Source organism: Pantoea rodasii, from assembly GCF_002095465.1.
Lineage (GTDB): Bacteria > Pseudomonadota > Gammaproteobacteria > Enterobacterales > Enterobacteriaceae > Pantoea > Pantoea rodasii.
The window spans coordinates 22,599-48,895 of sequence record NZ_MLFP01000006.1 but is presented as its reverse complement, the minus strand read 5'-3'; the positions used below and the strand labels follow the sequence as shown (position 1 = coordinate 48,895).

The 26,297-nt window shown below is 49.5% G+C and carries 39 protein-coding genes, 1 tRNA gene and 1 pseudogene; 10 read left to right on the top strand and 31 right to left on the bottom strand.

Annotated elements, in window-relative coordinates; all coding sequences use genetic code 11:
- Window positions 1-15: 15 nt before the first annotated feature.
- The 14 genes from HA45_RS10480 to HA45_RS10415 are packed head-to-tail and all read right to left on the bottom strand — an operon-like array spanning window position 16 to window position 10,027.
- A complete protein-coding gene (locus HA45_RS10480; RefSeq protein WP_100699993.1) occupies window positions 16-759 on the bottom strand; it encodes an Ig-like domain-containing protein in 744 nt (247 codons plus the stop codon).
- Between the two features lie 21 nt (window positions 760-780).
- Window positions 781-1,167: a phage tail termination protein gene (locus tag HA45_RS10475; RefSeq protein WP_100699992.1), complete on the bottom strand. Its 387-nt coding sequence runs from the start codon at window positions 1,165-1,167 to the stop codon at window positions 781-783.
- Window positions 1,164-1,532 carry a hypothetical protein gene (locus HA45_RS10470; RefSeq protein ID WP_100699991.1) on the bottom strand — a complete coding sequence of 123 codons (369 nt, stop codon included), beginning with the start codon at window positions 1,530-1,532 and terminating at the stop codon, window positions 1,164-1,166. Before HA45_RS10470 ends, HA45_RS10475 begins: the two co-directional genes overlap by 4 nt.
- Before the next feature lie 2 nt (window positions 1,533-1,534).
- Window positions 1,535-1,882 carry a hypothetical protein gene (locus HA45_RS10465; RefSeq protein WP_100699990.1) on the bottom strand — a complete coding sequence of 116 codons (348 nt, stop codon included), beginning with the start codon at window positions 1,880-1,882 and terminating at the stop codon, window positions 1,535-1,537.
- Window position 1,883: 1 nt separating this feature from the next.
- Window positions 1,884-2,051, bottom strand: a complete 168-nt coding sequence (locus HA45_RS10460) for a 50S ribosomal protein L13 (protein ID WP_100699989.1) — start codon at window positions 2,049-2,051, stop codon at window positions 1,884-1,886.
- Complete coding sequence (locus HA45_RS10455; RefSeq protein WP_100699988.1) at window positions 2,051-2,428, bottom strand: DUF7370 family protein; 378 nt, start codon at window positions 2,426-2,428, stop codon at window positions 2,051-2,053. Before HA45_RS10455 ends, HA45_RS10460 begins: the two co-directional genes overlap by 1 nt.
- Window positions 2,429-2,430: 2 nt before the next feature.
- On the bottom strand, window positions 2,431-2,832 hold the full coding sequence (locus tag HA45_RS10450; protein WP_100699987.1) for a hypothetical protein: 402 nt from the start codon (window positions 2,830-2,832) through the stop codon (window positions 2,431-2,433).
- A 9-nt stretch (window positions 2,833-2,841) separates the two neighbouring features.
- A complete protein-coding gene (locus HA45_RS10445) occupies window positions 2,842-3,918 on the bottom strand; it encodes a major capsid protein (RefSeq protein WP_100699986.1) in 1,077 nt (358 codons plus the stop codon).
- A gap of 10 nt (window positions 3,919-3,928) precedes the next feature.
- Window positions 3,929-4,369: a hypothetical protein gene (locus HA45_RS10440; protein WP_100699985.1), complete on the bottom strand. Its 441-nt coding sequence runs from the start codon at window positions 4,367-4,369 to the stop codon at window positions 3,929-3,931.
- Window positions 4,370-4,372: 3 nt separating this feature from the next.
- Complete coding sequence (locus tag HA45_RS10435; RefSeq protein ID WP_100699984.1) at window positions 4,373-5,569, bottom strand: DUF2213 domain-containing protein; 1,197 nt, start codon at window positions 5,567-5,569, stop codon at window positions 4,373-4,375.
- 25 nt (window positions 5,570-5,594) lie between these two features.
- Window positions 5,595-6,473, bottom strand: a complete 879-nt coding sequence (locus HA45_RS10430) for a phage minor head protein (protein WP_100699983.1) — start codon at window positions 6,471-6,473, stop codon at window positions 5,595-5,597.
- 4 nt (window positions 6,474-6,477) lie between these two features.
- Window positions 6,478-7,935, bottom strand: a complete 1,458-nt coding sequence (locus tag HA45_RS10425; protein WP_128598925.1) for a DUF1073 domain-containing protein — start codon at window positions 7,933-7,935, stop codon at window positions 6,478-6,480.
- A 17-nt stretch (window positions 7,936-7,952) separates the two neighbouring features.
- Entirely contained in the window at window positions 7,953-9,425 is a 1,473-nt protein-coding gene (locus HA45_RS10420) for a terminase large subunit (RefSeq protein ID WP_100699981.1), read from the bottom strand.
- 2 nt (window positions 9,426-9,427) lie between these two features.
- Window positions 9,428-10,027 (bottom strand): hypothetical protein, encoded by a 600-nt coding sequence (locus tag HA45_RS10415; protein ID WP_100699980.1) that lies wholly within the window; start codon window positions 10,025-10,027, stop codon window positions 9,428-9,430.
- Between the two features lie 64 nt (window positions 10,028-10,091).
- Between HA45_RS10415 and HA45_RS10410 the strand changes: the two genes are divergently transcribed.
- Entirely contained in the window at window positions 10,092-10,538 is a 447-nt protein-coding gene (locus HA45_RS10410; protein ID WP_100699979.1) for a hypothetical protein, read from the top strand.
- Window positions 10,539-10,643: 105 nt separating this feature from the next.
- Window positions 10,644-11,027 carry a hypothetical protein gene (locus HA45_RS10405; RefSeq protein WP_100699978.1) on the top strand — a complete coding sequence of 128 codons (384 nt, stop codon included), beginning with the start codon at window positions 10,644-10,646 and terminating at the stop codon, window positions 11,025-11,027.
- A 98-nt stretch (window positions 11,028-11,125) separates the two neighbouring features.
- On the opposite strand, the gene HA45_RS10400 is transcribed toward HA45_RS10405, so the two are convergent.
- The 14 genes and pseudogenes from HA45_RS10400 to HA45_RS10330 form a co-directional block, all read right to left on the bottom strand.
- Window positions 11,126-11,440 (bottom strand): hypothetical protein, encoded by a 315-nt coding sequence (locus HA45_RS10400; protein WP_100699977.1) that lies wholly within the window; start codon window positions 11,438-11,440, stop codon window positions 11,126-11,128.
- A gap of 583 nt (window positions 11,441-12,023) precedes the next feature.
- Entirely contained in the window at window positions 12,024-12,407 is a 384-nt protein-coding gene (locus HA45_RS10395) for a hypothetical protein (RefSeq protein WP_100699976.1), read from the bottom strand.
- Window positions 12,397-12,900, bottom strand: coding sequence for a lysozyme (locus HA45_RS10390; protein ID WP_100699975.1), 504 nt, complete (start codon window positions 12,898-12,900; stop codon window positions 12,397-12,399). The genes HA45_RS10395 and HA45_RS10390 overlap by 11 nt, the downstream gene beginning before the upstream one ends.
- 3 nt (window positions 12,901-12,903) lie before the next feature.
- Window positions 12,904-13,149 (bottom strand): class II holin family protein, encoded by a 246-nt coding sequence (locus HA45_RS10385; protein ID WP_100699974.1) that lies wholly within the window; start codon window positions 13,147-13,149, stop codon window positions 12,904-12,906.
- Between the two features lie 1,437 nt (window positions 13,150-14,586).
- Window positions 14,587-14,657, bottom strand: a tRNA-OTHER gene (locus HA45_RS10375).
- 388 nt (window positions 14,658-15,045) lie between these two features.
- A complete protein-coding gene (locus HA45_RS10370) occupies window positions 15,046-15,648 on the bottom strand; it encodes a hypothetical protein (RefSeq protein ID WP_100699972.1) in 603 nt (200 codons plus the stop codon).
- Complete coding sequence (locus HA45_RS10365) at window positions 15,638-15,883, bottom strand: YlcG family protein (protein WP_100699971.1); 246 nt, start codon at window positions 15,881-15,883, stop codon at window positions 15,638-15,640. The genes HA45_RS10370 and HA45_RS10365 overlap by 11 nt, the downstream gene beginning before the upstream one ends.
- A complete protein-coding gene (locus HA45_RS10360; protein ID WP_100699970.1) occupies window positions 15,880-16,494 on the bottom strand; it encodes a recombination protein NinG in 615 nt (204 codons plus the stop codon). The genes HA45_RS10365 and HA45_RS10360 overlap by 4 nt, the downstream gene beginning before the upstream one ends.
- Window positions 16,487-16,813 (bottom strand): hypothetical protein, encoded by a 327-nt coding sequence (locus tag HA45_RS10355; RefSeq protein WP_100699969.1) that lies wholly within the window; start codon window positions 16,811-16,813, stop codon window positions 16,487-16,489. The genes HA45_RS10360 and HA45_RS10355 overlap by 8 nt, the downstream gene beginning before the upstream one ends.
- A 374-nt stretch (window positions 16,814-17,187) precedes the next feature.
- Window positions 17,188-17,640 (bottom strand): annotated as a pseudogene (locus HA45_RS10350) (YbcN family protein); the annotation flags it as partial.
- 379 nt (window positions 17,641-18,019) lie between these two features.
- Entirely contained in the window at window positions 18,020-18,604 is a 585-nt protein-coding gene (locus tag HA45_RS10345) for a replication protein P (protein WP_158087309.1), read from the bottom strand.
- A gap of 106 nt (window positions 18,605-18,710) precedes the next feature.
- A complete protein-coding gene (locus HA45_RS28070) occupies window positions 18,711-19,637 on the bottom strand; it encodes a replication protein (protein WP_100699965.1) in 927 nt (308 codons plus the stop codon).
- Window positions 19,638-19,715: 78 nt separating this feature from the next.
- Window positions 19,716-19,985, bottom strand: a complete 270-nt coding sequence (locus tag HA45_RS10335) for a CII family transcriptional regulator (RefSeq protein WP_100699964.1) — start codon at window positions 19,983-19,985, stop codon at window positions 19,716-19,718.
- 134 nt (window positions 19,986-20,119) lie between these two features.
- Window positions 20,120-20,353, bottom strand: a complete 234-nt coding sequence (locus HA45_RS10330; protein ID WP_100700138.1) for a transcriptional regulator — start codon at window positions 20,351-20,353, stop codon at window positions 20,120-20,122.
- Between the two features lie 111 nt (window positions 20,354-20,464).
- Here HA45_RS10330 and HA45_RS10325 point away from each other — a divergent pair, with 111 nt between their 5' ends.
- From HA45_RS10325 to HA45_RS10305, 6 genes are all read left to right on the top strand, one after another.
- The gene (locus HA45_RS10325; protein ID WP_420849009.1) at window positions 20,465-21,142 is read left to right on the top strand and encodes a LexA family protein; all 678 of its coding nucleotides are present in this window, start codon (window positions 20,465-20,467) and stop codon (window positions 21,140-21,142) included.
- A gap of 147 nt (window positions 21,143-21,289) precedes the next feature.
- Window positions 21,290-21,388, top strand: coding sequence for a YoaK family small membrane protein (locus HA45_RS28640; RefSeq protein WP_143808501.1), 99 nt, complete (start codon window positions 21,290-21,292; stop codon window positions 21,386-21,388).
- A gap of 38 nt (window positions 21,389-21,426) precedes the next feature.
- Window positions 21,427-21,639, top strand: a complete 213-nt coding sequence (locus HA45_RS28065) for a hypothetical protein (protein WP_058972627.1) — start codon at window positions 21,427-21,429, stop codon at window positions 21,637-21,639.
- Between the two features lie 229 nt (window positions 21,640-21,868).
- The gene (locus HA45_RS10315; protein WP_100699963.1) at window positions 21,869-22,117 is read left to right on the top strand and encodes a type II toxin-antitoxin system HicA family toxin; all 249 of its coding nucleotides are present in this window, start codon (window positions 21,869-21,871) and stop codon (window positions 22,115-22,117) included.
- A complete protein-coding gene (locus tag HA45_RS10310) occupies window positions 22,110-22,592 on the top strand; it encodes a type II toxin-antitoxin system HicB family antitoxin (protein ID WP_100699962.1) in 483 nt (160 codons plus the stop codon). Before HA45_RS10315 ends, HA45_RS10310 begins: the two co-directional genes overlap by 8 nt.
- Entirely contained in the window at window positions 22,582-23,016 is a 435-nt protein-coding gene (locus tag HA45_RS10305; RefSeq protein ID WP_128598923.1) for a hypothetical protein, read from the top strand. The genes HA45_RS10310 and HA45_RS10305 overlap by 11 nt, the downstream gene beginning before the upstream one ends.
- Before the next feature lie 50 nt (window positions 23,017-23,066).
- Here the strand turns inward: HA45_RS10305 and HA45_RS10300 are convergent, their stop codons facing one another.
- A complete protein-coding gene (locus tag HA45_RS10300; protein WP_100699960.1) occupies window positions 23,067-23,276 on the bottom strand; it encodes a hypothetical protein in 210 nt (69 codons plus the stop codon).
- Between the two features lie 658 nt (window positions 23,277-23,934).
- Here HA45_RS10300 and HA45_RS10295 point away from each other — a divergent pair.
- Window positions 23,935-24,261 (top strand): transcriptional antitermination N peptide, encoded by a 327-nt coding sequence (locus HA45_RS10295; RefSeq protein ID WP_100699959.1) that lies wholly within the window; start codon window positions 23,935-23,937, stop codon window positions 24,259-24,261.
- 57 nt (window positions 24,262-24,318) lie between these two features.
- Here HA45_RS10295 and iraP read toward each other — a convergent pair whose 3' ends face one another.
- Window positions 24,319-24,681, bottom strand: a complete 363-nt coding sequence (gene iraP / locus HA45_RS10290) for an anti-adapter protein IraP (protein ID WP_100700136.1) — start codon at window positions 24,679-24,681, stop codon at window positions 24,319-24,321.
- 122 nt (window positions 24,682-24,803) lie between these two features.
- Entirely contained in the window at window positions 24,804-25,061 is a 258-nt protein-coding gene (locus HA45_RS10285; RefSeq protein ID WP_100699958.1) for a hypothetical protein, read from the bottom strand.
- A gap of 119 nt (window positions 25,062-25,180) precedes the next feature.
- Here HA45_RS10285 and HA45_RS10280 point away from each other — a divergent pair, with 119 nt between their 5' ends.
- Window positions 25,181-26,293 carry a hypothetical protein gene (locus HA45_RS10280; protein WP_100699957.1) on the top strand — a complete coding sequence of 371 codons (1,113 nt, stop codon included), beginning with the start codon at window positions 25,181-25,183 and terminating at the stop codon, window positions 26,291-26,293.
- Window positions 26,294-26,297: the final 4 nt, after the last annotated feature.

Sequence of the window (26,297 nt, the reverse complement as noted above, 5' to 3'; positions counted from 1 at the left end):
TACCCCTTGGAATGGTTACGAAGCGGTAACCGTTACTGCGCAATTGGCGGTGAAACTGCCATCGGTAGATGTGAAGGTGATCGTCACACTACCCGCTGCCACCGCAGTGACAAGGCCTGTATTGCTCACGGTGGCCTTAGTAGCATCTGAAGTTGTCCAGGTTCCGGTGCGGTCGGTTGCATCTGTTGGCTGGACTGCGCCCGTTAATTGGCGCGTAGCTCCAACGGCGAGCGATGCTGTCGCCGGTGCAACAGTTACACCAGTTGCTGGAATGGTCTCGTCGGTGTCGATCACCTGAATGGTACTGGCATCACCCACCTTAAACTCAGTGGTGATTGGCACAATATCGTTGGTCCCACCGCTAGAGCTAAGAGCAGTGATGTTCATGTAACCAATGAACGTGATTGGACCGTATTCCAGACGAACCCAAATACCAGGCTGTCGGCGGTTGGAGATTTCAGTATGGTAATACTTAATCAAACGACCAACGCCATATTGATCAAGCTTGTCCTTCTTACGAACTTCACCCTCAAAACTAATGGTGAAATCCGAGTTGGTTACGATAGTTTCAACATATCCCTTGCCGTCATCAGCATCACTGGTGACACTATTCGGGCTGAAGTCGAAACCTTTTGTTGTACCTGCCGCCAGTGCTTTCCATTCCGATTCCTGCGGCAGCACATCGCTGCAGCCATCGGCAACTTCAAGCACAACGGCGCCACCGAACAAACGTTCGTTGCTGTTCTGGCATTCAGCCATGTTTAATTCCTCTTTAACGTTTTAGGAGCTGCCGAAAGTGGCAACAAACTGAAGTCGATAGACCAGACGGCCTTCGGTGGTGAGAACGGGAGCAGGTATGCCACCAAGGTTTTGCAGATAGCCGATACAGTTGTCAGACATGGGGTTTTGCTGGACGTAGGAGATGATGGACTGAACCACTTCATCAACTACACCGTTGCCGCCTTTGGCACCGACCACATCCAGAAGGACATAATATTCAGCACCAAGCTGGCTGCGTACCGCGCTACCACCATTTGGGCGAAATACCATGAACTTATCCGATTCTGTGCCTGTGTCATACCAGACAAGCAACTGCGTTTTAAACCCGTCCGTTAGACCTGCATCCACCATGTAATTACGCACGCGCGTATGCATTGGAGGATTCAAAGCACCATCTCCCTTTTGATCGCTGCACTGATGGCATCGCGCGAATCCTCAAAGCCTTTGGACAGAAACTCTTTCTGAGCGGTTGAGCGCCTGAAGTTTTGCGGGATATTAGGGTCGTGAACGTAGACGGCATAGTTGGCCGAATAACCTACGCGACCAACAATGCGTGTTCCGCTCGCAGTCACCTCACGGTACTGGCTATTTAGCAGCGTTGATGTGTCGATTGGCGTGTAGAGTGCCGCCTGAGACGAACCGATGATCAGCACGCTCTGGATGGCTCGCAAAACCCTCCGCCCCTGAATATCATTGATGACTGCATCAAGGTTTCTCTTAGCCTGCTCAACTCCACGTATTTTGATGCCCATGGTCACACTCCCGTGATGATCGCCCAGTCATCAGCAGTACGCTCGAACGTATCGGCGTACTGAATTGACTGTATGATTTCGTCAGCGCCCGCAACCATGGGGTCAGGCTCAGCCGATGCGCCGATCAGGATGTAGTCGCCAGGGGTAGCCAGCGCATATTCAGTCCAGATGGTGTTTTTAACGACCTTTTCTACACCGATAGCGCCGAGGCGTTTAGACAGGCCGCCCTGATAATCACAGGCGATGACTAACGGCTCCGACCATCCAAGCGAATCGCCATACTCATTCAGCCCGAGTGTGCGCCAGACGGTCGCCTGAGCCGTGTAAGACCAGCTCGCTAATGATGACATTTCACGCCCTCCAGCCAAGTACAATGGGCTTTTCAGCGGCAACACGTCTGCAGTTGAACACCCACTCACCGCCGCTGTTGAAGTAGCCGGTTGTTTCCCGGCCAGTGGACGTTTTAAGCCAGACGCGATCGTAAGGTTTCGGCGGTGATGATGGGGGTTGCCAGTTCATCAGCAGCCCCCGACAACTTCGAAGAAGCCAACCGACACGCCAGAAAGAGGCAGGCCACCAAGACAGCCGTTCGTATCCCATGACAGCAACTGCCTATACAGGTAATCCGTACCGGAGCTGTCGTAGGTGAACGAGCGTGAAGCGCCAGACGGAGCAGACTGAGAAGCAATCTTTCTGGCACCGGACAGGGCGGCCAGTCTCGCGGCTGCATAGATAAGCATGAGCTTCTGCAGGCTTTCGGAGTAGCCCGCCCCGTCCATGCATGCAGACGTGGCATTTACCTGGTCGAGAAGTAACTGCAGGACAGCATCAGGAACCGTGAATCCCAATTCAGCCATCAGCGGTTTTACGTCATCCAGCGTGATTTGGGCTGCCATGGTTATTTCGCCTTCTTGGTTGCTTCCACCAGGTCAGCTTCAGCTTTATCAGCTCGGGCTTTCTCGGCTTCCAGTTCAGTGGCGTGATCCGTTTTCAGCTGCTCCAGCGCGGCTGCATGCGCCACATCCTTCGCCTCTGCATCGGTCTGAGCAGTTTTCAGCTGCTCCAGCGCGACGTTCAGTTGATCCTGAAGCGCAGAAGAGTCAGTGCTAACCGGCGCTGAAGGCGTGGCCACTTCGAATACCAGTTTATCACTGGCCTTCTCTTTGGATGTCTCAGCCTTGCCTTGCTCGACCCACTTTTCAGCGATCGCGCTGTCCACGTCATAAACCTTACCAACCTCCAGTTTCTGGAAGTTGGCACCGGCAAAGAGGTTTGCTGCGATGATCTTTACGAGTGCCATGATGTTTCCTTAGCTCGAGGCGTGGATGACAGAGAAGTGGCCGTTGATGTCCTGCTTAACCATGAGGCCAGCAGCACCCCATGTGCGCCAGATGTAATCGCTGTTGTAGAACTGGCGCGGATCGGCAACAGTGCCGAAAGCCTGACCTACGATTGGGGCGATAACACCGGCCGCCAGCGGAACAATCACGATTTCATTGCCTGACAGTTCGGAATCTTCTTTGATAGCCGAGATACCAGCCAGTTTCGCAATTTCTTCCAGCACGGTTCGCAGAGAGTTCACATCGAAATACTGTTCCCAGTTCGACATGATTTCGCTTGAAACGTACCAGGTCTGCTGACCGTACTGCATGTTTTGCAGCTTCAGTACATCACGCAGCGCAATCGCACCTGCACGCATCGCTTTAACATCGGTGCTGGTCGCAAAGTTGACAGCCAGCGTCACCTGAGCAACGCGCTCGTCATGGCGAAGGCCCTTCCATGTTTTACCGTCGAAGCTGATGAAGTTCCCCGCTGCGTCACGGAAGCCTTCCCAGATGTAGTCAACATACTGACGACGCACATCATTCACCGAGCCAGCCTGAGCATCGGCCAGTGATGAAAGTGCGGAGCCTTTGTTGAAGACCGGATCACGCCAGTTGAACTTGAAGCCAGAATCATGGATAGGAACCATGGTGCCGTCGAAGGTGTAGGACTTCGCATCAAGTGCCGCACCAATCTGGCCGGACATGGAAGTGTGAGCCCAGCCGCGACCGCCGGTGCGAGCGTACTCATACACTGACTCTTCCAGGCGAACTGAGCGAGACAGCGGCATAAGGTCGTTAAGCAGCGTGAACTCAGTGTTTGGCTCGAACTCAGCCAGAACGGTCTGATCATAAGCGCGGTACAGGCGACGAATATCGTCGACTGCGTTGACTGCATCCAGTTGCGGAGCATTGGCCGCTTCACCACGTACACGGGTGCGGGCGATGAAGTCAGCAGCAGCCTGAGCGCTGGCATTACGGGCAAACTCCAGTTCGCGGAACTGAGCAGTGTTTGCCTCAAGGTTGCGCGTCTCAGTTGCCATTCGGGTGGAGAATACAAACATTCGGTGCTCCTTACTTAATGACAACGCGCAGGAGATCGCCTGCAGTCGCGATGGTGGTTGAACGGTCTTCTTCCACGAATGCGCGGATAGATTCATCAGCAGCTAACGCTTTTACGCGACCATTGGCGATCGACAGCGGTTGGCCCTTGGTGTAGGTGCCAGTCGCGGCCGGCACGTTGAAGAAAACACCAGGCGTTGGGTGCATCGCTACAACCCAATCGCCCGCGGCAATCTTGTCATCTACCGTTTTGCAGCGCAGATAGTCATAGTTAGCCACATATAGGATCGCCTCTTCGTTACCATCTACCGAGGCAGTGAACTTTTTCGTGGTGTTATCGAAGAAGCCAATGGTGCCGGGTTGAGTGTCAGCCGCCGCGGCGCCTTCACGATGAAGTTGCGGATTAGCAAAAATGCCACCCGCATGGATGACGTGCTTTCCATCTTTAGCCATTTCTTACTCCGGCATTTCGCTGAATGAATTGGTGTTGTTTACCTGACGCAGACCGCCGTTCAGACCCGTGGTTGACTGGCACTGTGCGTAGAAGCCATCAAGAGCAGCGCCGTCGAGGGCATTAACAGCCAGATCGTCGAGCTGGAACTTGGCTTTAACCGCAGCGCGCTTTTCACTTTTTTCTTTGTCAGAGTTAACGACCATGCCGTTTTCAATGGTGCTCAGTTTTTCGGCGAAGGGCTTGAACCATGCCGGGGCTTCTTCGCTGTTGGTGGCGGTTTCTTTGGCTTTGCGGTCAGCCTCTTCTTTATCTTTCTTGGCCTTTTCATCAGCTGCAGCTTTCGCTGTCGCATCATCGGCGGCCATCTGGTTGTAAGCGTCCATCAGCTCAGCATCGGACTTACCTTCAACGTCGATACCTTTCGCTTTCAGCGCATTGGTGATGAGTTCTTTCATCGGGTTTGCTTCCTCTTTGACGAAATTGCTGTTGGCGCTGAAAAACGCCTTTAGCTGAGTAAAAAATGATTTGAGTGCAGGGTCATGCGGGGAATCTGTGTCGGGTGATTGGCCTTCCGACAGGTTGACGACTTCAAGTTCCTGCTCCGAGCCATCGGAGTTAACGAAGATGCCCACGCCTTCATCTGGTGTTCCGGCGCCCGGCTCGTCGAGCAGCACCGCAACATGGTCGAACATCATGTTCGTGGCGATTTCGTTGTATTTTTTGCCCTTCGATTCACCATTTGCAGCGATGCCGGAATAAAGCAGGCCGGTAGAGATGTGAATTGGGTCCACATTGGCTTTGGATGCCATTTCGTCCAGGCGGTTGATCAGTCGCTTGCCATTGTCACTGCCTTCGGCATAGCGGCGGTCAACGTACATGTCGCCAGTGACTTTGCCATCAACGTGGCTGACGTTCTGTAGCCATGCGCCAACGTGATAGTTGTTTACTGCGCGGACATCGCGGGCCGATACGTGCTTGCCGTCCACCTTTGGGTGGCCGAATGGCATTGGATTTCGCTCAAGCGTGTTAAACGCCTTCTCAATTTCTGCTGCCGGGTACAACTTCCGGTTCATCACAATGTCATCGACAACGGGCGTGATTCCGCGAACCACAATATGTGGCTTGCCGTCGATGGTTTCAGTGGTGATGTTTGAAGCGGAGTTGACGACGGTCAGCACGTTGACGCGGTTGCGCTTCATGCTGTGTCCTCATGGGGGTGATAGGTTAAGCGGCCTGCTGCCACTCCTTGCGCTCTTTGATCAGCCTCTCAACAAGGCCGGTATTCACTATCTTGCCGTCATCATCGAGGATGACCGGTATCTGGCTGCAGTAGCAGTGATAGCGGTTGCCGTCACGGCTATACCACTCACGCACCTCGTCAACAGTGCGTGTTTTCCCATGCCAGAAAGCATGAGTTGTTCGCGTGGTTGGCTTTAGGGCTGAAAGGTGCAGTAACGCAGTATTGAGGCCAAGCCGTTCCTTAGACCATTCTGTTTCATTCCATTGAGCCTCCCGCAAAGCGCCAACCTGCTCGGTCTGCGCCATGTTCTTGGCTCTCGCCATCGATACATCAAGCCGCTTGCTGATGATCCGCGCCGTTTCTCGTGGATTTATGCCCCGGCCAATCGCATCTGAAATCACGTTAGCGAGGTCACCACGAGCCCTGTCGGATTCCAGAAGCCAGTCGCTATAGGTTGAGACGTAGGCCGCTGCTACCTGATTCTGATAAGCAGGACTGCTGAGCAGTTGTGCCAGCGTGGTCTGCTGCTCGTAAATCGGCGACTGTACGGATAGGTTCGTGAATGCCTGATGCGTGCCACGCTCATATTCGTCAGAAACATAGCTCAGCGCCCACAGATTGCTGCTGCCACCTTCAAGCAATGCATCATCGAGGATGATTTGAACGCGCTGCAGTAGGTCGGCCAGTTGTGTTGCGGACATGTCGTAGACATATGCGCTGGAATTCACCTGGTAGATGACATTGCCGTGCACCGCATGCAACTGTCGGTTAGTGCCACGCTCCCGGCCAGTAAGTTGCTCATCGAACAATTGCTTTAACGCAACCTTGATGCGGTAGTAGAGGTTGTCGATGTCGCGGAACATCCTGTTAACTGGTCTGGCGGACTGTGTCGGATCTGCCTTGTTGCGGGGTATTACCGGCGTCCGGATTAGCTGTAGGGTCGTCACTTAGCGGGTCTCCCGGTGGCACCGTTGGCGGCAATTCGTTTTCTGGCAGCGGCTCCAGTTCTCCTACAGCTCGAATCTCGTTCTGTTCAATCGCCGGGGTGCCGTAAGCTGCCTGTGTTTTCTGTGCCACATCTGCCATTGCCTGCATGTTGGCGATCTTCTCTTTCTCGCTTGGAGCGAGTAAGTCAGACCAGGCCAGTGTGACTTCGCCGGATGATGGCGGGTCAATTACGCCAATCGTCCATAGACGCTCAAGCAGCGTTGTTACCACTGCGGTCATGAATCCCCAGCGGCGGCCATTGCAGCGCTTCGCCCAATCGGCTTTATCTTCATCAGAAGCAAGGCGCCCGGTCTGCTGCCCAAACTGAATGGTGAACGGACATTGAATTGATGCTGCGAACTCGTTGGCGGTGACTGTCCATGTCGGCTGCGGATCGGCGGCGGCCACAGAGAGTACTGACGTAGTGCCCGACTGAGTTACCAGAGCTGAATCAGTGCCTCGATTGAGCTTCTGCATTTTCTCATTCATCGCCTCGCCGATATTGGCGTATCCAGCTTCTTTAGCCTGGGCGGCAATGGTAGCCATATCGGTCTGAGAATCGAATGCGATGCCGAGCTGGCGGCTGGCGTTTTTCAGGAAGCCTTCAGAGCTGCCCCCGGAGACCTTCTCCAGATCGAGAAGTTTGTTGTAGCCAGCGCGTAAGAAAGGCACGCCTGATAGCATGTTCTCATCTTCTGAGCCTTCACTCAGTATGATGATCCGCTCAGGGTGCACCGTGACGCCGCGCACAACGCCATAGGTGCCATCGTCGCCCACTGGCTGCTCGTTGAAGTTATAACTGAGCGGCTGGCTATAGGTTTCCGACATCGTGTCAGTATCGAAGTTGCCAGGCTTTACCTGCGATTCCCATGCGGGGATTAGCTTAACAATGGCTTTTTCTTTGAGCTTTGCTACAACGTTGCGGTCTACCGGCTGGCTCCACTCACGACCATCCCTAAACTGGATGAGAATTGCCGAGTACCGGCCAATGAGGTTACGACGATCCGCATCCTTAATTTTCGGCCAGTGCTTCTTCAGCACCTTGGTGACCAGCGTTTCCCAGGCGGTGGTTTTGGTAGACTCTTTTGCTTCATCGCCATCGATGATGGTTGGATGATCTACCCAGCAACTGTCCAGCAGCTTATGCACCGCCGCGTGAGCCACAGCGTTACGTTCGTAGGCGCGGTAATACTGATCAAACCCAATCTGATCGGGATAGCCGAACTCATCCCATAATTTAGTTCGTTTGGTATTGCCATTAACCCCGGAATAAAGGGAGCGCAGACGCCCCACGGTAGCGGCCAGCGCGTTTACGAGGAAGCTCTCCCCGGTTTTAATTCACTCACTGGTGCTCCTTAGAAGAAAATTGCGCCGACTGACTTATGGTTGTTCTTCGCAACAGCGAAGTAGCGGAACCCATCGGAGCCGTGTGATGTGTGATCGTGAAGTGGCTTGTCTTTCCAGCAGCCGCGTTTGTCGTCCCACTCTTTGCGATAGCCTTCGAGATGGGTGATGCCTTCTGAGCACTTCTCTTCGTCGAATACGCACTTAGGCAGGATTTCACGCACGGACTCAATGCCGGTATCAACCCCAGTTTTCGGCACAACTTTGAATGTCATGGAATATGTCTGACCGTCGATTTCGTATCCTTCACGCGCCAACTCTTTGCGGGATTTGGCATCTGATCCAAACTCACGGTTTTCGATATCGTGCGGCCCCCAGTGCTCACCGTACTCATAGCCACGATCTTTCAGCACCTTCATGTAATGGCGCAGACCTTCACCGCTGTTCTCGTAATAGTCGATGACGTGAAATTCCTCGCCAACTTCGCGTACGAACCAGATAGCCGTTGAGTCACCCACGCCGATATCCCAGAACGTGTGAACCGGCAGGTGTGAGTTATCAGGCAAGGTGCCAATGCGTTTGTTGGTGTAGAGCCAGCGAAACTGCTTTGCGTAGTACGCGCCCTCGACAGATTGCTGGAATGCTTCAGCGGGTATCGTTGGATACTCGCGCTTCATGTCATCGCCGAGCGTCTTCTCTTTGGCGTAGTACCAGGCTTTCTGGCGCTCGTTGAGGATGACTCCGTGCTTGGCTTCTATCTCATCGAAGTAATCAACCAGGCGCTGAGTTAACCCCTCTACCGGGTCTATTGCATAAAGAGGATTCTTCCACCAAGAGAAGAAGAAAAACTTCCAGTCGAGGTTTGATAGCTGCTTACCCTGCAGCTGAGCTTTCTCTGCTGTGTGGCAGTAATCGAAGAAGTAACTGGCGCGACCTTCAGCTGTGCTTTCGATGGTGGTGAAACAATCGCTTGATACCGCCTCAAAGGCACCAGTGACAATCTCGCGAGCTTTATCAGGAAATTTGGCGCATATCTTCCCAAACTCTGACACGTGCAGGAAACGCAGCGTCCCGCCACGGAATGACGTGCTTACGTAGAGTGATCCGCCCTTCTTGAAAACCAGTTCGCCAGCTGAGTCATTGTTCGCAGGATTTGCCGCTCTGATTTCCGCTGGCAGTAGGTCATAGGCATACTTCACCTTTTCGCGAAACAGGCGCTTAGCGTCATTCAGCGTGTGGGCGATCAGCGCACACTTCGCAGCCTCGAACAAGGCTGCATCCAACTGGATAATGCAGACTTCGGTAGTAAAGCCAAGCTGGCGCGCTTTGAGGATGATATTGCGGGTGTGCATGCCATTGAAGTATTCAAGCTGCTCCGGCGTCATTTTGAACCGGACTGGCTTACCTTCTTTGCTGGTGATCCAGTAGAGGTTGTTCAGTCGCCAGAGCTTGTCACGCAGAAGCGCGAGGTGTTCTGGCTTCATGGTTACCCCTTGGCTAAATCATCCATCAGATCGGAAAGTTTCTTCGTTGACTCGTCGCCGGTTGGTCCGTCGATATCGTAAGCCTGTCTCTCTAGGCCAATCAGCGTTTTGAGGGTGTCGGATAAATCTTTCATCGACTTCACTCGGCCCGGCATGCTGATGACCTTGTGATAAATCTCGTTGAGCTTGTCATAGCCCTTGTCGTCGGGCTGATACATCAAGTCGCCCAACTGCTGAAGCGCTGGCACGTCGGCGCATTCCGCTTCTAGTTCATTAAATAGTGAGTTGGCAATGTTGCGAGCGCGGCGAATGTCTCCGCGATGCTCCATGCGGACGCTGGCTATTACCTCTGCGTTGGCCTCAATCAGTATCCGTTCGTTGGTAGCCGTTTCAGTGGATACCTGTCTGGATACCTCACGTTTGGATACCAACGCATCTGCCTTGGCTTTTATCTTCGCCTTTAGGTCGCGCTCCCATCCATCGCGTTTGGCACGCTTGTTAATGGCACCGTGAGTAATGCCATGTTGTGAAGCTATTTCGCGGATAGACATCAAACCAGCCCGGTAAGCCGATTCGATGGCCTCCCAATCTGGTGATGCCATATTTTTTCTGTATAAAGTTTTTTAGGGACTAACCGATTAAATAGTTAGCACTCAGGGGGGGGATATGGATTATTTTATTTACATTGAATCGTTTTTAGTGGTTTTCTTAGCTGGTGTGATTGCTCTAAGTCTTCGCACTCATGGCATGCATGGTCGCTTTTTCTATGTAGACAAGCGCCATAAGGATGTGACGTTGCATTTAGCAATTTTCGGAACTCCAAGAAAAAAAGCAGGTGCGCACAAAGTGGTTACATCCCTTGAACGTTGCCTTGAGCATCTTAAAATGAATGGTTATAGAAGTGCCACTATGGAATCTCATCTGATCAATGACAAAAGGATGGGCTCATTCTACCGCCTTGCTCGAAAGCATGGCTATGCAGTAACGAATGTTAGCGAATACCCAACCCCAATCTGGCAACGCTTCTTTATTCCGTTTTCGATGGCACTTTTTAAATTCAAGTTGGAATCTACAAATCCTACTTCAATGAAGCTGACCATAGTATTAAATTGACAATCCGAGCGCCTGAGAGGGATTTCTATTTATAAATAATGAGGTAATCGCGACAGAACATTTTTGCTTGTCGTTGAGTGCCATTAATCTACCTATGGACCTGATATGAAAGACGATAAATCTACAGCAATACGTGTAATTGGCGGTCAAGACATAGTTATTACGGGTAATAAAAGTTATGGATTCGATACCGCTGTACATTTGGAGGACGTTACCGCTGCTTTGGTCAAAGGAAACAGCAGTTACAATATTGAGGCATTAAAAGTACTAGATGACATAAAAAATCAGGTCGAAGCACTTGTTGACCCCGAACTTTCTGATAGCAAAAAACATGAAGTCTTATCGATGCTTGAAGAGCTAAAAGATAGCGATAAGGAGACTGCTTATCAGAAAATAGAAAGGATAACTAACATCCTTTCAAACTGTGCCACAATTTCTCCATTGATTGTTTTTAGTCTTCAAAGTTTATTTGGGATGATTTTTAAGTAATACGCCACGGCTCGCTAGAGTAGAATTGCAATCCGGCTCTTTCCTTTCAAGCGGCTCCGATTCGCTCTCGGAGAGTGGAATATTTTTTAATCTGCAGCTCAGGCATGGGAAGCCACCCAGGCAGCGTGAGATGCCATTGCATTCTGCTTGAAAGTCTTAACCCGGGAAATCGCGTAGCGTATTGCTTCTATCCAACGAGAGTCGGCTGAAATTATTAGGGAATTTTTCAGGGAAGCATGCAATTCACTCCATACCATAATGCGTACAGATACATCTTTCCCAAGTCTATGATTGAAGTCCGCTAAGGTTGAATTAATTGCTGCCTTGGTCTGCTGGTAGTCGTCACCCATCTGATAAATTCCTGCCAGTCGTTTTATCCGAATCTCACATTCACCCGCCATGTCATCTTTCATCGTCCTCTCCGCTTTCGTCTTTTGAATTTGACTTAACGCAGTAAAGTGTAGTCCCAGCCACTCTAATTTTCGACCAATTTGACTTCAAGTAATGCAGATAGTTAATCAAACGAAAGATCGGATACTTCAGTATTGACAATGGGTTATGTATTCATTGCGCGCCATTTACTTAAGTTATGTCTGGTATTTGTCATTATTTCCAAAAGTTTCCGTCAAATCCCGGCAACATATTCAGAAAGGTATACAATTCACCCCGCACTGGTAATGTGCCTTCGGGCATATTCCATGACTAACGAGCAGCATTAATAGCTGACAACCCTGTGTGTGACATCTGCCGCCGTAGTCCGATACGGCGGATTTTTTTCAAGTCAGTCTTAACCCGCCTTGCAGACTAAATAAATCGCGCCTTCCGCTTTGCTAGCAGATCAACCTGCACTAGCGTGCACATGTAACAACCCATCACCTTAAAGACTTTCACACGTTCAGCTATTGCGAGGCTCTGTACCAGGCCTGCCATCTGTAAATGTTTAGACGGAGGGTTATTACACACTCAGCGTTTTCTAAATCCGATTGCAGATCAGTATCACTGTCCCTTCCCGCCTGGCTTAGCTTGCACGGTGGACTCATCAAATCCTGGGATAGTGTTGGCCGCGTCGATTGCTCGCTGCCGCATGCTGACAGCAACATCATCGAAGCGGCACAAAGTGCGATTCGGGTCTTGTACATATTTCACCACGTCGCGGGTAATGGTTCGGTAGATGACTTTGCCATCGGCATTAGCTGTTGCCGCCTTCTGCTCAATCGGAACCAGTTTGGCTTCAGCCTTCTGCTTCTTCAGTGCGTAGTCAACGTTAACTTTGGCGCTATGGGCATACCAGCCATTGAGGTAGCGAATCTCTCCGTAACCAATGGCACCGGCAATTATCAACACGAGGGTGATAAGGAAAGTACGCAGGCTAAATGTCATTTGCACCTTCCGCCAGACAAAGTGATCGCTCCATATCGCGACGATTCTTCAACCCTTTCCATTTCATGCCGCCAGCGTATACCCACCGGCGCATTTCCTCGCACGCTCCGGCTTCATCACCGGCGTTCAACTTCTTAAGCAATGTGGATTTTGAAAAGGCAGAGGTGCCAACGTTGTAAGTGAAGCTGTAGAGCGATGCTCGCTGATATTCACCAAGCGGAACTTTCACCAGACTATCTACAGCACGTTTAACGGGCTGAAGGTCATTCCACATCAGGCGATCGCATTCAGGGTCGGTGTATTTGCGGCCCTTAACGATATCGCTGCCGGTATGCCCGTCGCAGACAGTCCAGACTCCGGCTACGTCTTTGTAGGGTTCGTATACTCGCCCTTCTACGCCGTCCTTGCCGCCGAGAAATACCGTGGCAATAAACAATGCGCCACCGCCCGCCGCTGCAATCATCTTATTGCGGAGACTGATAGACATAGACATGAGTTATTCCTCGTTTTGGGCGTCAGAGCCTGCAGGCCAGCGCTGATAGGCTTTAATCTGCGCCAGAGTAGCCTTGCGTTTGTAATACCAGTTGATTCCAAGAGTGATGACCGCGACCACGATGCCAGCAAGAACACCAACCGCGCTCCACTCATCAGGACTTAACCGGGTTAGCAATCCAACAGCAATCGTGCCCGAGGAAGCGCCGTAAGCAGCGCCCGTGGCAATTTTGCTCATATTGATACTCATACACACCTCCCATTGGGTCGGTGCTGTCTATAGTCAGGAGAAAATACGCCCGCTAAGCCTAAGGAAAATTACGTGAGGTTTTACTGACCGAAAGGAAAAAGAAAAAAGGCCCGCCAGAGCGAGCCTTTAGATAATCAGATTGGGGATTGCTATGCCGGGTGCCTCCCGGTGATAAGTACCAGCTAATACTTACCGCTTATGACCGATTCTGGGAGTAAAGCTGTCGCCCCTCCGCATAGGGGGATTCATAGCAATGTTGTCATATTAGCAGGTCGCCGGAACGCCGGGTGCCTCCCGGTGAATGAAGTACAGCTACCTTCATCCGCAAACTTGCGTTGGCTCTTAGCTGATGCCCCGCCGCATAGGGGGATTCGTTCCGACTTTGAAAATGTCTGCGGTGCCGGGTGCCTCCCGGTGAATGAAGTACAGCTACCTTCATCCGCTTTTAGGCTTGTTGCCACTCAGGAGAGTGATTGCTGAAGCCCCATCGCTTAGAGGGATTCACCGCATTGATAACACTCTAGAACATAAGGTAAAAATAATAAACCCTGCCGCATTTAGCGATCGTGAATTGCCCTGTTTAGCACTGGTGAATTCAGATTAACAAAAAGCCCCTTCGGTTAAGAAGGGGCTTTCGGCCTGATATGCGAGATGAATGATTGGACTAGCGAATGAAACACATCAGGCGATTTATTTTTTACAAAATCTCTTTTTTGAAGTCAAGAATCTTGATTGAAAAAAGGCACCACCTGAGCAGTGCCCTGAATTTGGTGCGCCCGTTTATCGTCAATGATTAGGTAACAATCCATCGTTAGATGTGGCGCATTGAGATGATACACAATCAATACTAGCTGCATTCATCAGCATTTCAACAATGATAGTTCTCATTTACAACGCACAGGAAAGATCAGTAGTTTCAATCTATCAATATCTAAGTTAAGCCGTGCTGGCACAAATCCGGAATACGCTAACTGAATTTACTGCCTGACGGAATCATCGATGTAAAACGTCAGGAATTCGAAAAAACGCCGCCAAAAGACCTGATTAAGAATGTGCTTAAGGTATTTTAACTGATTACGCGTATATTACTCGGCGGGTACTACCCAATCTCTTGAAGAAACTTGAATTTTTATCCCGGAACTTATCATTTCGGGATCTTTTTTTTAAAAAAGGCCCACCGAGGTGAGCCATGCTTTGCTGAAGCATTATGGCTTATCTGCGGTGCCGCTCGTTAGACGGTGAGTAAGGTACAGCCCCCTTACCCGCTTGCTCAGACAGCCCTCCAGAGCTTTGACTGTTGCCACGCCACTAGACGTGATTCACCGCATTAAATCCAGCATATAGTTAAGCATTACTTAAGTGAAGTTTTTTATCTTAATTATATGACCTGACACCTGACGCTTATACGTTTTTTCAGGCATCCATGAGATGGAGAGGTCCGCCGTCAAGGAATTTAACCCCGTCCTCTGGCATTAGAGCCAGCGCTCTTTCCAATAAGCTAACGGCGGATTAATTGACATGCCGGGTTACTATCAAAAGATGATTTAAGCCAGCAGACAACGAAAGCATTATAGTCGCTACAGCGCCGGGTGCCTCCCGGTAGGCTCGCAAACAATCAACGACACCCGCATGTTAACGCACTTCGATTGTTCTGCCCCTCCGCTCAGGGGGATTCGTTGTAGCAAAGAGAATTTAGCATTCGATTAAAACTATATGATTTTAGTAAATAAAAAAAACGCCTACGGCTGGTAACCGTGGCGCTTTTAATCACTCACTTATGATGGAACTGCTCAGTCCGCTTTGCTTCCCGAGCGTAAAGTGAATATGCCAGGTCACATGCCCTTTGTCTTTAGCTATTTGTGCCATCTATTCTCTTCACTTCTAATTCTAGGGAATTTAATTCTCCATTTCGCGTTTGATTGCATAAAACATTTCCCCCTCAAGAATATCCAGCGCCCATTCCATTCTGTTACGGGCTTCCTTAGTGCTGATACCCGTGAAATAGATCATGGATGCTCCGATGTTTTGCACGCTCTTGCGTTTGCAATATCGTAATCTGGCTACGTTTTTAATCGGGTTGTCCTTACCGAATGTTTTCACCATAACTGATTCAACAAAGGCAGCATCATCTGATTCTTTGGCGAGAGCAATGATGTTTGCCGTTGCTGATTGAGGGATTAGCAGGTCACGGGCTTTGCGGAATAACTCTTCGCCGCGCAAACCCTCACAGTGTAGCTCTGACACGATTTTCTCAATCTGTCTGCCCTGCTGCTCACTCCATTCGCAACGCATCATAAGGCGGCCAATAACGTTTACTTCTCCGCGATCGTAATCTTCATTACCCAGGTGCTGACCCCACACTGTGAGCATGTGGCGAACCCATGCCTGTTGCGATGAATTGATGGTCTTCCATCCATTACCAAACAGTCGTCGCATGTCGGCAGCGCTGCGCACACCCGCAAGCCTGACGATTTGTTGGAAGTCTCGTTCAATGCGCATGTTTCATCCACATGATTTTGGCGGTGTGCTTGATAATTCGGTAATCGACCGGGAAGGTATTTCGTGAGCGGTACATTCTGAGCAACCGCCATTTTTCTCGAAGGTAATCGGCGATCATTTCTTTCTCCGTCTGGTGATTTTTGTAGGGCTTGCCGGGCAGCTGGGGACGCTTACTCAGTATCGGGATGGGATGATAGGGATAAACCCGGCTGAGTAATCTGGTTAGCCAGGTCATGCCGCCTCTGATTGCTTTATTAGCTCTCTGGTTTTCTGCCGGTAGTGCGACGCTAGTTCCTGCAACTCTTCACGCGTCCACTTAACCACCGGGTGCTGGCCCATCAAGAGATCGAAAGCATCCTGCCCGATTTTCTTAATCAGGTTTGGCGTGTAGTTTTCGATGTTTCCTGAGAGATGCTGATTGCAGGGAACGCACTGCTTATGGCAGTTGGTTTCGTCATAACGTGTGGCCGGCGATGCCCCGCGAGTGCGGTAATGACCAGCGTCATATTTTCCATCGCGAAAGCGACCGCAGCTTATGCATGGATCGTCGGCGTCGCGTGTGCGGATAAACTCGTTGAAGGCGGCTTGAGCTTGTTTGTGGAAGTGGCTGAGGGGCTTAAGTGCTAACTTGCGGATCTTGAGGTGACGTTTTTCCTGCTGTGCTTCTTTCTTCCTGACCTGCTCCTGCTGCTGTATTCGTTTCTTTCTGGCAGCTGTTGCGAGTTGCTTTATCAGTTCGTCCTGGTGCTCTTCGCAACACCACCATTGATAAAGAGTAAGAGGCTTATAGCGCTTTTTGCATATTCTGCATTTACGTACCTTCGGTGCTTTCCTTTCTTCAGGCATTGCACCTCTCCTTATTGCGGTCATCAAAATATCTGAGGTCGTCGCCCTTGAGCGGCATAAGGTATATGGATGGGAAAATACACCAGCCATAATTTCTGAAATCTCTTAGCGAGACGGACATTTTGCCAACACATACAATGTCACCGACACACAGCCAGCCACCTGTGTTAGAGGGCATTTGTCCACGAGTACCATCTGGGGCGTTAAAAAATTCTTCAGCCTCGAACCAACTCAGTAATGTTACAGACTTGCCGACATTCTCTGGATTCACTGAGTCAATCACCAAGGCAACGCAACCTGCTTCAAGTCCTGATTTCATCAGATTTTCTCCACATGATAACATCTGGCCCTAATTCATATTCATACGGACCCGGAAGTTTTAAAGTTATTACAGAAAAGACGTGGTTAAAACTTCGAACGTTATCTGTGTTCTGTTCTAAATATTAGGTTGTTATTGCAGAATTGCATGAATGAATTATGACGCTTCGTCTGTGCGGTCCTTATGCGCGTAATCGGGCCAATATTTATTGAGGATGATTGCTGGTACCTTCAGCTTTAGCCCAAGCGAGTGGGCCTTACCTGTAACAGCTGACACCGATTTGTTTATAGCGGCTGCCATCACGGGCACAGGAACCTTTCCGGCGACGCGCTCGATGTAAGCCAGATCCTTATCTGACCATGTTTTCTTAGGCATTTTTGATTATCCTTCAGTTTTTGATATTCGCTATCGTGCGGAATGGTCAATGCCAGCCCGAACTGCGCGCACCACTGTTCAACCTGATTGAGGAAGAAGTGCATATCTCCTGTATCAAGGCTGGATGTGTGGCGCGGCTCGTAGGTGGTGACCTTCTCGCCGGTAACGAAGTCGGTATATGTAATCTTTTCGCAGCCAAGGTAAGTGCGCTTGAGGTTGCGCTTTACCCAATCAGGTGTGGCGTCGATACGACCAGACTTGATGAGGTATTCGCTGATCTCGCCAAACCACATATGGACCAGGCTGTTCTGTGAAAGGCTACGTTTTTCTTTCCACGGCCTGAGGATTAGCCGGTAGCAGTCGCCAGATTCGAGCAATGGGAGTAACTGTTGCCCCACGGCGAGGAAGTTCGATTTGTGCAACCGAACCCCATTTTTCGAGATGTCGGCCATATAGTTTAATTAGTTTATTTTTAAGTTTTACTTGATTTCCCTGGTGCTTAATTTACTTAACGATGAGGGTAAGCCCAGGAGTGGTCAATGCCCATTGATGATAAGATTCCGGTAATAGCTAAGTAAGCCAATACCAGCGCGAAAATGACAATTGCTGTAATTTCAAGTGATTTCAGAAAATGATGCTTAGCCATAAATATCCCTCTTCAGTTTGTGTGTATTGAGCGTACCTTCAGAAAATAAGATGTTACCGGTAAAGTGCAAGTCAAATTCACACCTTGAAACGTAAAGCAGAACTTATTGATTTTTTGCGTTGCGAATATACCCCCTCCACTTTGAGGGCTATCAACGCCGTACGATCGGTTTTAGGTGACCCTGCTCATGATTTACCTCGCTTCAGGGTGGCACGCAGCATCGCAACGCCTTCCTGCGCTTTCTCGGTGGTTGATGGGATGGAGAGCTTTAACAGCTGCTTACACGGCTCGGGTATTTCTTCTCCAGCTTCGATGCGCTGTGACATCTTGCGCAGCTCAGAGCGGCATTTCACGCGCAGCTCGGGTTCACTCAGATTGTTAGCGCGCATCATGCTGTACAGGCCGGTGACCATCCAGTATTCGGCGTTGCTGCCCCACGGATAGTCTTCTGCTGTAACGTAACCGCCACGTTTGGCGCAGTAGGTCATCACCAGGGAATACAGTGAATCTTCGTCTGGCAGGCCAGCGGCGCTGAATGATGACTGCTTGCACCAGGTGATGAACTGGCCGGGCGATGGCAGGAACGGTGATCCGCTGGCGCGCGCCTGCCGCATTCCGGCCGCCAGCTGTGTTTTGCTGGTAATGCCGTTCTCGGCGAAGGCCGCAATCCATTGACGCTTTGCCGCTGCTTCATCATTAGGCGTACGCCAGGCGGTGCTTACTGATGCCGGGAAAACCTGCTTCAGGCCGTCAAAAAACTCGTTCATCATTTTTCGACTTCAAGGTGAAGACGGCGATCGGCAGGCTGCGGTGCATCTCCGGCCATACGGGCGAGCGCATTGCTGTCGCGGCTGTTGATGGCTGCTACGAGTTGTCTCATATGAAATTCTCCCAGGCTTCTTCACTGTTCCAGTGGGCAGCTGGTTGGTGATCCGCCGATACAGGTCGGTTTCGATTAGGCTGATTCATCTGTGCTTTAAGCGTGTCCCACTTCTGCCGAAGTTTTGCAGGGCTCAAGACATTGGTCTGCCAGAAGGCGTCAGCATTGGCCCATTTGAATACTTCACAGATTTCCAGATGCGTGCATTTCAGCGCGTTGCGCGCCAGGCGGATATCGTTCGCCCATGCCGGCCAGTTAGGTTGCTGGGTAGTGGGCGACACATTGCGAACTTTAGAAAATATCCATTCGGCTGCTTTGAGATCGTCAGCTGTACCCCATTTGTCCCCTTTCGGAGTTTGGATGGCTGCATCAGGTCGGATAGCCGGAATATTTTCAGAGGGTGGGTCAGAGGATTCGCCAGAATTCTCGGACGAATAATTAATGTCTTTCTTGTCTTTAGAATAATGTCTTTTGTGTGTCTCCGGGTTAGAGACAGGTAAAGTCTCTAGGTTAGAGACAGTTTTTGTCTCTGGATTAGAGACTAAATTGCTAACTTGGAGACACTTGCTGAAATGCCACGCTGAAACCTCTTTGTTAACGCCGATTAACCCCCCATCCATTAACAGGCAATTCATTGAAAGCAGTTCTTTTTTTGCCTTATTGACGTTCTGCCTTGATAGCCCGGTGAGTTGAGCAATCTGCTCGTCAGCAATGCGATCTGTTTTCTTGTTGAAACCGTAAGTCTTGCGGACATAAGCCAACATCAGTTTCAACTGACGCGCTGTTAAATCGGCGCTTGCGATAGCCTCCAGTAGCTCGTTAGCGATTCTGGTAAACCCATTATCGGTATCGACCACACGGCGCTCCAAGACCTGCAAATCAGGCCTGATTGGTGAAACATTGTCATGGGCAAGATTACTCATAAAGTGACCCGCCACTGTTTACATATCCAGTTAGTCCTGGCATAATTTTCTCCAGTTATTTGTGTTCGCAAATTGCTACTAGGCTTCGAGCGTTCCAGCGCAAGAAGCCTTTTCTTTTCCCATCGCAGCAGCTACCGCTTGTCGGGCAACCTCTGCAATCAGGCTCGTTTCCCATACCTTCTCCAGCAGCACGAAAACCGTTGCCATATCGCGCAGGTTTAAGCGGCTTACTTTCGATTCATGCCATCCAGCTTCATCAGCCAAAACACGCTGGCCTTTGTGTGTCAGGCGAGATCGGAGTTCTGTTTCCACTTCATTGATTAACTTGCTGTTTCTTGCACTGTCCATATTCGATAATTCCTTTTAGAAGTTGATAGACGTGACAAAGCCGAAGCAAATGCCACGTTTGATGTGTTTGTTTCATTGGATTCGCTTTTCAGCGACGTAGGACAGGTTGTCCGTTTTTAGAGAGCGGAAAATGCTTAAGCTGCTGATGCACGCTGCGGTGCGAACACCAAATTTTCTTTGTTAACCGGTACATAACCGGAGAAGTGCTTACTGGCTTCCTCGATTGCGGATGCTTTGCCTGGTGATGCGCGGCGGAATCCATATGCAATCTGGTCAAGGTAGCCAACAGACGTTTTAGCCAGAGCTGCAAGGCGAACCCAATCATCATTGGTTGCCTCTTTGCGCCAGCGGAGTAATTCGTTACCCATCGGTGCCTCCTTAATTAACGAAATCAGTTTAGCTTTATGATAAATTACAATCAAGCTCAGTTTAGCATTTTGCATATTTATCGAATTGCTAAATGGTGTGAGAATCAATGAATGGAAAATAAAGACATTCGCAAAGCAAATCTGGAGCAAATGCTCAAAAAGCATTTGGCGTCCAGCGGTAACACTAAGGCCAGCTTTGCTGACCTTTTGGGAATTAGCGCGTCCCAATTCAGCCAGTTATTGGGCGAAAAAAGCGTAAGGAATGTCGGTGATAAGATGGCGCGCAAGATAGAGGCGTCTCTAGGTTTGGCTAATGGCTGGCTGGACTCACTGCATTCTCCTGCAACTATTGATGCCAATGTTGCCAATCCGGTTCCCTACTCTCGCGGCGTCCGATATCCCGTTCTTAGCAAAGTTCAGGCCGGTGCGTGGGCAGAGGCGTGTGAGCCCTACTCACTGAAAGACATCGACCTGTGGCTTGAATCTGACGCTCATTTGCAAGGCGATGCGTTCTGGCTTGAGGTCGAAGGCGATTCTATGACAGCGCCGATGGGGTTGAGCATTCCTGAAGGCACGTTCGTACTGTTCGATACCGGACGCGAAGCTGCGAATGGTAATCTCGTAATCGCCAAACTGGTGGATGATAACGAAGCTACGTTCAAAAAGCTGGTGATTGATGGCAATCAGAAGTACCTGAAAGGATTAAACCCACAGTGGCCTATGACTCCTATAAACGGTAACTGCAAGATCATTGGCGTAGCGATTGAGACTAAGTTGCGGTTGGTGTAAGACTCGTTGATCCGAAACACCGCTTGTTGGGAGTGTAAATGCCAGATGAGTATGTGCGGACAGTAATAATTATCGTCATTAGCATCATAGCTTTATTCTGGCTGATGAGGCCGTAGTTGTAGTTAACGTAACGAGGCTAGATTTTAAGTGAAAATTGGATATCTGTTTCCAGTAGCGATCATTGTTGCTGGTATAGCACTCCTGGTATGGTTCATCGCAAGTGGAGCTTATGCACCAGGCGGCTAATCGCAGGAAGATAGGTATGATAATTAAGGAGAATCATTTTGGATGATGCAGATCTGGCACAAGAGCGCGAAGAAGCCCATCTGGCAGCGTCAATGTCAGCACGTAAGCCGAGGCTAGTTAGCCGCAACGGTAAATGCATTTGGTGCGAGGATGAAGAAGTCATAGCTGATACTGCCTTCTGCTCGGCTGAATGTGACGAGGACTATCACAAGCACCAGCGCGAGATGAAGCAACGTATAACTGGTGAGTAGTGGCCGAAAGAGATGTTTGGTTAAAGATTTTGCGGCATTTGACGATGAACATATCTAATAGACCTAAAATTTGTTCAGCCTTCTTGCGACCTATGAAGTTTATCTTATTGTGTCGGTGATACGTAACTGTTTGTTTATTAAAAGTATATAGATTTGCTAGCCGTTAAATTTTACTTTATCATCTTGCAACTGGAATTTAGTTGCTAATATGTTTTCAAGGATATCTCTGATGTCAAAGAAGGATAAGCTTCGAAAGCGACTAGATACCTTACCAAAGGATTTCACGTGGGATGAGCTAGTTACACTCATGGGGCATTATGGATTTGGGCTCCTTAATGGCTCAGGGTCCAGGCGTAAATTTGTAAACGCTGAACAGCGTTTAGTTAGTTTGCACTGCCCGCATCCAGGAAATATCGTGAAAACATATGCCTTAGAACAGGCAAAAGCTTTATTAGATGAGTTGGACGGCTATGAATAAATTATTCAATTATAAGGGCTTTTTCGGTAGCATTGATTTTTCCATGGAAGAGTTGAGCATGTGTGGAAAGATTGAATGCATCAACGATTTAGTTACTTATGAGGCTAAAGATCTAGCGAGTTTGAAAGCTGAGTTTGAGGCTGCAGTTGATGACTATCTTGAAACATGCGCTGCGATTGGAAAAGAACCAGACAAAACCATGAGCGGAACCTTCAATGTTCGTATTGGTGAGGAGCTTCATAAGCAGGCATACCTAATGGCTAAATCCAAGGGAATGAATCTCAACGAATTCATAAAGGATTCAGTCAAAGAGAAGTTACAAAGTAAAAATGAATATCATTTTCACTTTGATAAAAAGCCTGAAGAAAAAACAATCGCTTTGTCTTTTGGGTCTCAATTTCGAGCCGGCACAAAGTGGAGCGCTGTAACTCACATTACTCATGACCGTGCATGGGATGGACAGCATGATGCTTAAGAATATTGGTTTTGATGGATTTTCAGTCAAAACATCAAGCTTTAATGTCAATGATATAACTGAACAAGGCACATTCAATGTTTCCTTTTCAGAGATTCATGTTGGAATAGTAGAAGCCGACAAAGAAGGTCCACAACAGGTAATCATGACATTTGATGTAACTATGATTGGTCATGCTGAAGGGGTAGATGCAGGCGATCCCAACATTAAACCGGCTTTCGACGCAAAGTTCGTTATTGAAACTGTATTTGTCGATTTAAATGAACGGCCGATGTCTGAAGAAGATATACATGAAAATTTCTGGTTTTTTGAGAATTTCAATCAGATAGCAACTAAAATAGCCTCGGATAATATTTTTAAAAATAGCGATATTAGTCATATGCCGATTCCCTGGACTGGGAAGAACGCAGTGCTCGCCGATTGAGGCCAACTAACTGATGCAAACGATAAGACCCGGCCACCGCGCCGGGTTTTTCATGCCACCGGCAACCAACCCGTCCTGACCAGTTCCGCAGCATCCCTGTAGACCCCCTTCCCGATCACGTTCGTTTCCCGCCGTCGCATCTCCTCCAGTTTCTCCGATAGCGTGTATTCAGTTATTAGCTCATCACTGAATTTTAGTTCCAGCACCGCCGAGCCGATTGCGGTGGCGATCATCACTGCACGTTCTTGTTCAAGTTCCATACGTCACCCGCTCAATTTTCACCCAAATCAGCGTATCACAACTGCGACTTTGCGGGCTTTTTAGTGCCTGCTCATCCACATCGTGCTCATTAGAGAGCAAAAGATGATCAGTTGTATCTAATTCATATAATGCGCGTATGCTCATCGCATCAGCATAGGCTGATTGTAGAATTTCCCTTTGCAAGAATTTCATGCCTGTGTAACGCAGGCTTTTTTATAGAAGCTGGTTAACGCTTCGCTTTATTTTCGAGTTCGCCTCGTATTACCTTAGCTGGTAACTACACTCCAGTCGTAATCGAACAAGTCTGGTGCTCCTACCACCAGGCGAGTGAGAAGAAGCCCGCCATCGTGCGGGCTTTTTTCGTCCGTAAAAATAAAACCCCTTCTAAATCATTCTGCTAAACTCGCTTCAAAATTTATTTATCATTTTGCTATTGCCATTAATTTAGCATAACGCTAAATTACAACTCATCAGCAGGACGCTGGCTAACAACGAAACGGATAACATGCTCTTTTAACAACGGTGACGGATCACCTACGTGGCTGAAAAGCCAACTAATACCAAAGCGTGAGTTTTGGGATGGGAAAGTGCAGCCCACCGAGGCAAGCCGAAGATAAGCACCAGCGCCCATCACTAAAATTCACTCAGGAGGTATCTATGACACGCAGAACTCAATTCACTGGTTCAGCTGCTGGTCGTCGGCGGGAACGCCGTGCAGGCCTGCAGAGCGAAGCCAGCAACAGTTCAGAAGCAATGCACCGCCCTACTCCAAATCGTGTCGTGTTGCAGTGCAAACGCAGGGCGACACCGAGTGTTAATCGCGCAGTCGACACCGAGACGGATTATCACAAGCAGATTCTGGCGGGTGCCGAGGCATATGTTGAATACCGCATCAGCAGCAAATTTCAGAAGGTTAGCAACGAAGCGGGTCGTCAGATTCATGCGGTGCAGAAAATGCGAGGCAAGTCGATCCCACTGATATGAGGTGAGTAAAGTTGAATGGTCTGAACTGCCAACACATTGCGCTGGCATTTAAAATGTTCAGTTCTCAGGAAGAGTTTTATCAGAAGCTTCACTTACTCCGGTAATATCATTAAGACCGTCATGATTAATTTCTTCCTCAGCACCATCAACCGCTCTGGAGATGCTCAACAGATTTTGAAGCTCGCTTAACAATATTGCAGCGTCTGATTTCAACACCTCATCAGACTCAACTGAATCAATAACTGTGTTGATAGCTTTATTTGCTCCTTCAATCATTTCGTTAACTCCACCCTGCTTACCTACTGCTAAAACAAGCGCACTTATAAGTAGGGATTGAGCTTCCACACGGGCTGTTAACTGTTTCATTTCAGCATCAATGTTGGAAATTTTGGCAAGCATGCTTAAAACAACATTTTTCATGAATATGGCCCCCATAAAACTCGTATATTAACTTCAGAGCGGAGCGCTGGAAACTTCATAATTCCTAATTTGTTCACTCGTTGAACCAAAGAAGAAGACCAGTCGACCCTTGGGGCGGTCTTTTAAAGCTCTCCAAGGGGTTTAGCTTCAACAAGAATCAGCGGACATTTCCTCACTTTACAAGCCTGGGAATAGGCCAGCTCACAAACATCACAAATGCTTCTTACTTCAGACTGATACTCGTACTCCATGTAATAACGGAAGTTGCCACCATTCGTATCTGTTCGCCAGAAACGGAGGGGTTCCAGTACTTCATCAAGCTGCCTGAAAGTCAGGCCTGTGGGGTTATGAAAACCCACTCTTACGCGATATGTAGTCATGATTTGATAATCCCTAACCCTCTGATTCGTTACAACCCGGTAATTAATCTCGCTGTGATAGGGATTTCCTAAATACACCCGCCTCTGTGCGGGTATTTTTTTGCCCGCAGGAGAAGGATATGAGTGAAATAATGGAATTAACCGTTCTGGAAATTAAGCCAGAACAGGCACCGGCGCTGTATGTGCCAAATGGCCTTGATGCCTATCTCGACCAGATTCGTGAGTTAGCTACTGAGGTTCCTGATGTAACCACTAGAGCAGGCCGTGAACGGATTGGCTCACTGGCGCGCATGGTTGGTTCCAGCAAGAAGGCGATTGAGGAGCCTGGACGCAATTACCTCAAAATCCTGAAGGAAGCAGTTAAGCCAGCGGAAGAAGAGCTGCGCAGATTCACTAAAGAATGCGATTCGATTCGCGACAAGATTCTGGCGCCACGCGAAGAGTGGCAGCAAGCCGAACAGGCAAAGAAAGATGCGTTACAGCAGCGACTGGCAGGATTGCGGGCGTTGGCAGACGTTATTGATGATGCTGGTAACTATCTGCCGTCAACGGACATTCAGGCGCGAATCAGTGAAGCCAAAGCGGTGGCGTTGGACGACACCTGGCAGGAAATCGCCACAGAAGCAGGTGTGGCGAAGGATGCCACGTTGCAGAAACTGGAAGCCGCGGCGATCGTAGCCAAACAGCGTGAAGATCAGGCTGCCGAGCTTGAGCGCCTCCGCAAAGAAGCGGAAGAGAAAGCACGACGCGATCACGAAGAGAAGTTGAAGCAGGAAGCCGCCGAATCTGCCCGCCGTGAAGCCGAACAGAAAGCGCAGGTTGAGCGCGAGGAAGCAGCGCGCCGCGAAGCAGAGTTGAAGGCCAAAGCAGAACAGGCAGAACGTGACCGTATCGCGGCACAGGAGCGCGCTGAGCGTGAAGCCAGAGAAGCGCAGGACCGCACTGCAAAACTGGCGCAGGAAGCGCGCCAACAGGCTGAGCGTGAAAAGCAGGCAGCAATCGCTGAGGAACAACGCAAAGCCAAAGCAGCGGAAGATGAACGCCTGGCTGAAGAAAAGCGTGTAGCCGACGAAGCTGCCAAGCGCGCCGCAAATGAACTCCACCGCAAAGCAATTGGTACCGCCGTTGTGAATGCGCTTATTGCCAACGCTAGCCTGTCCCGTGAAGACGCGATCACCACTCTGGTGGCGCTTAAAGACGGCCTGATTCCCCACACCACCATCAATTACTGATCAC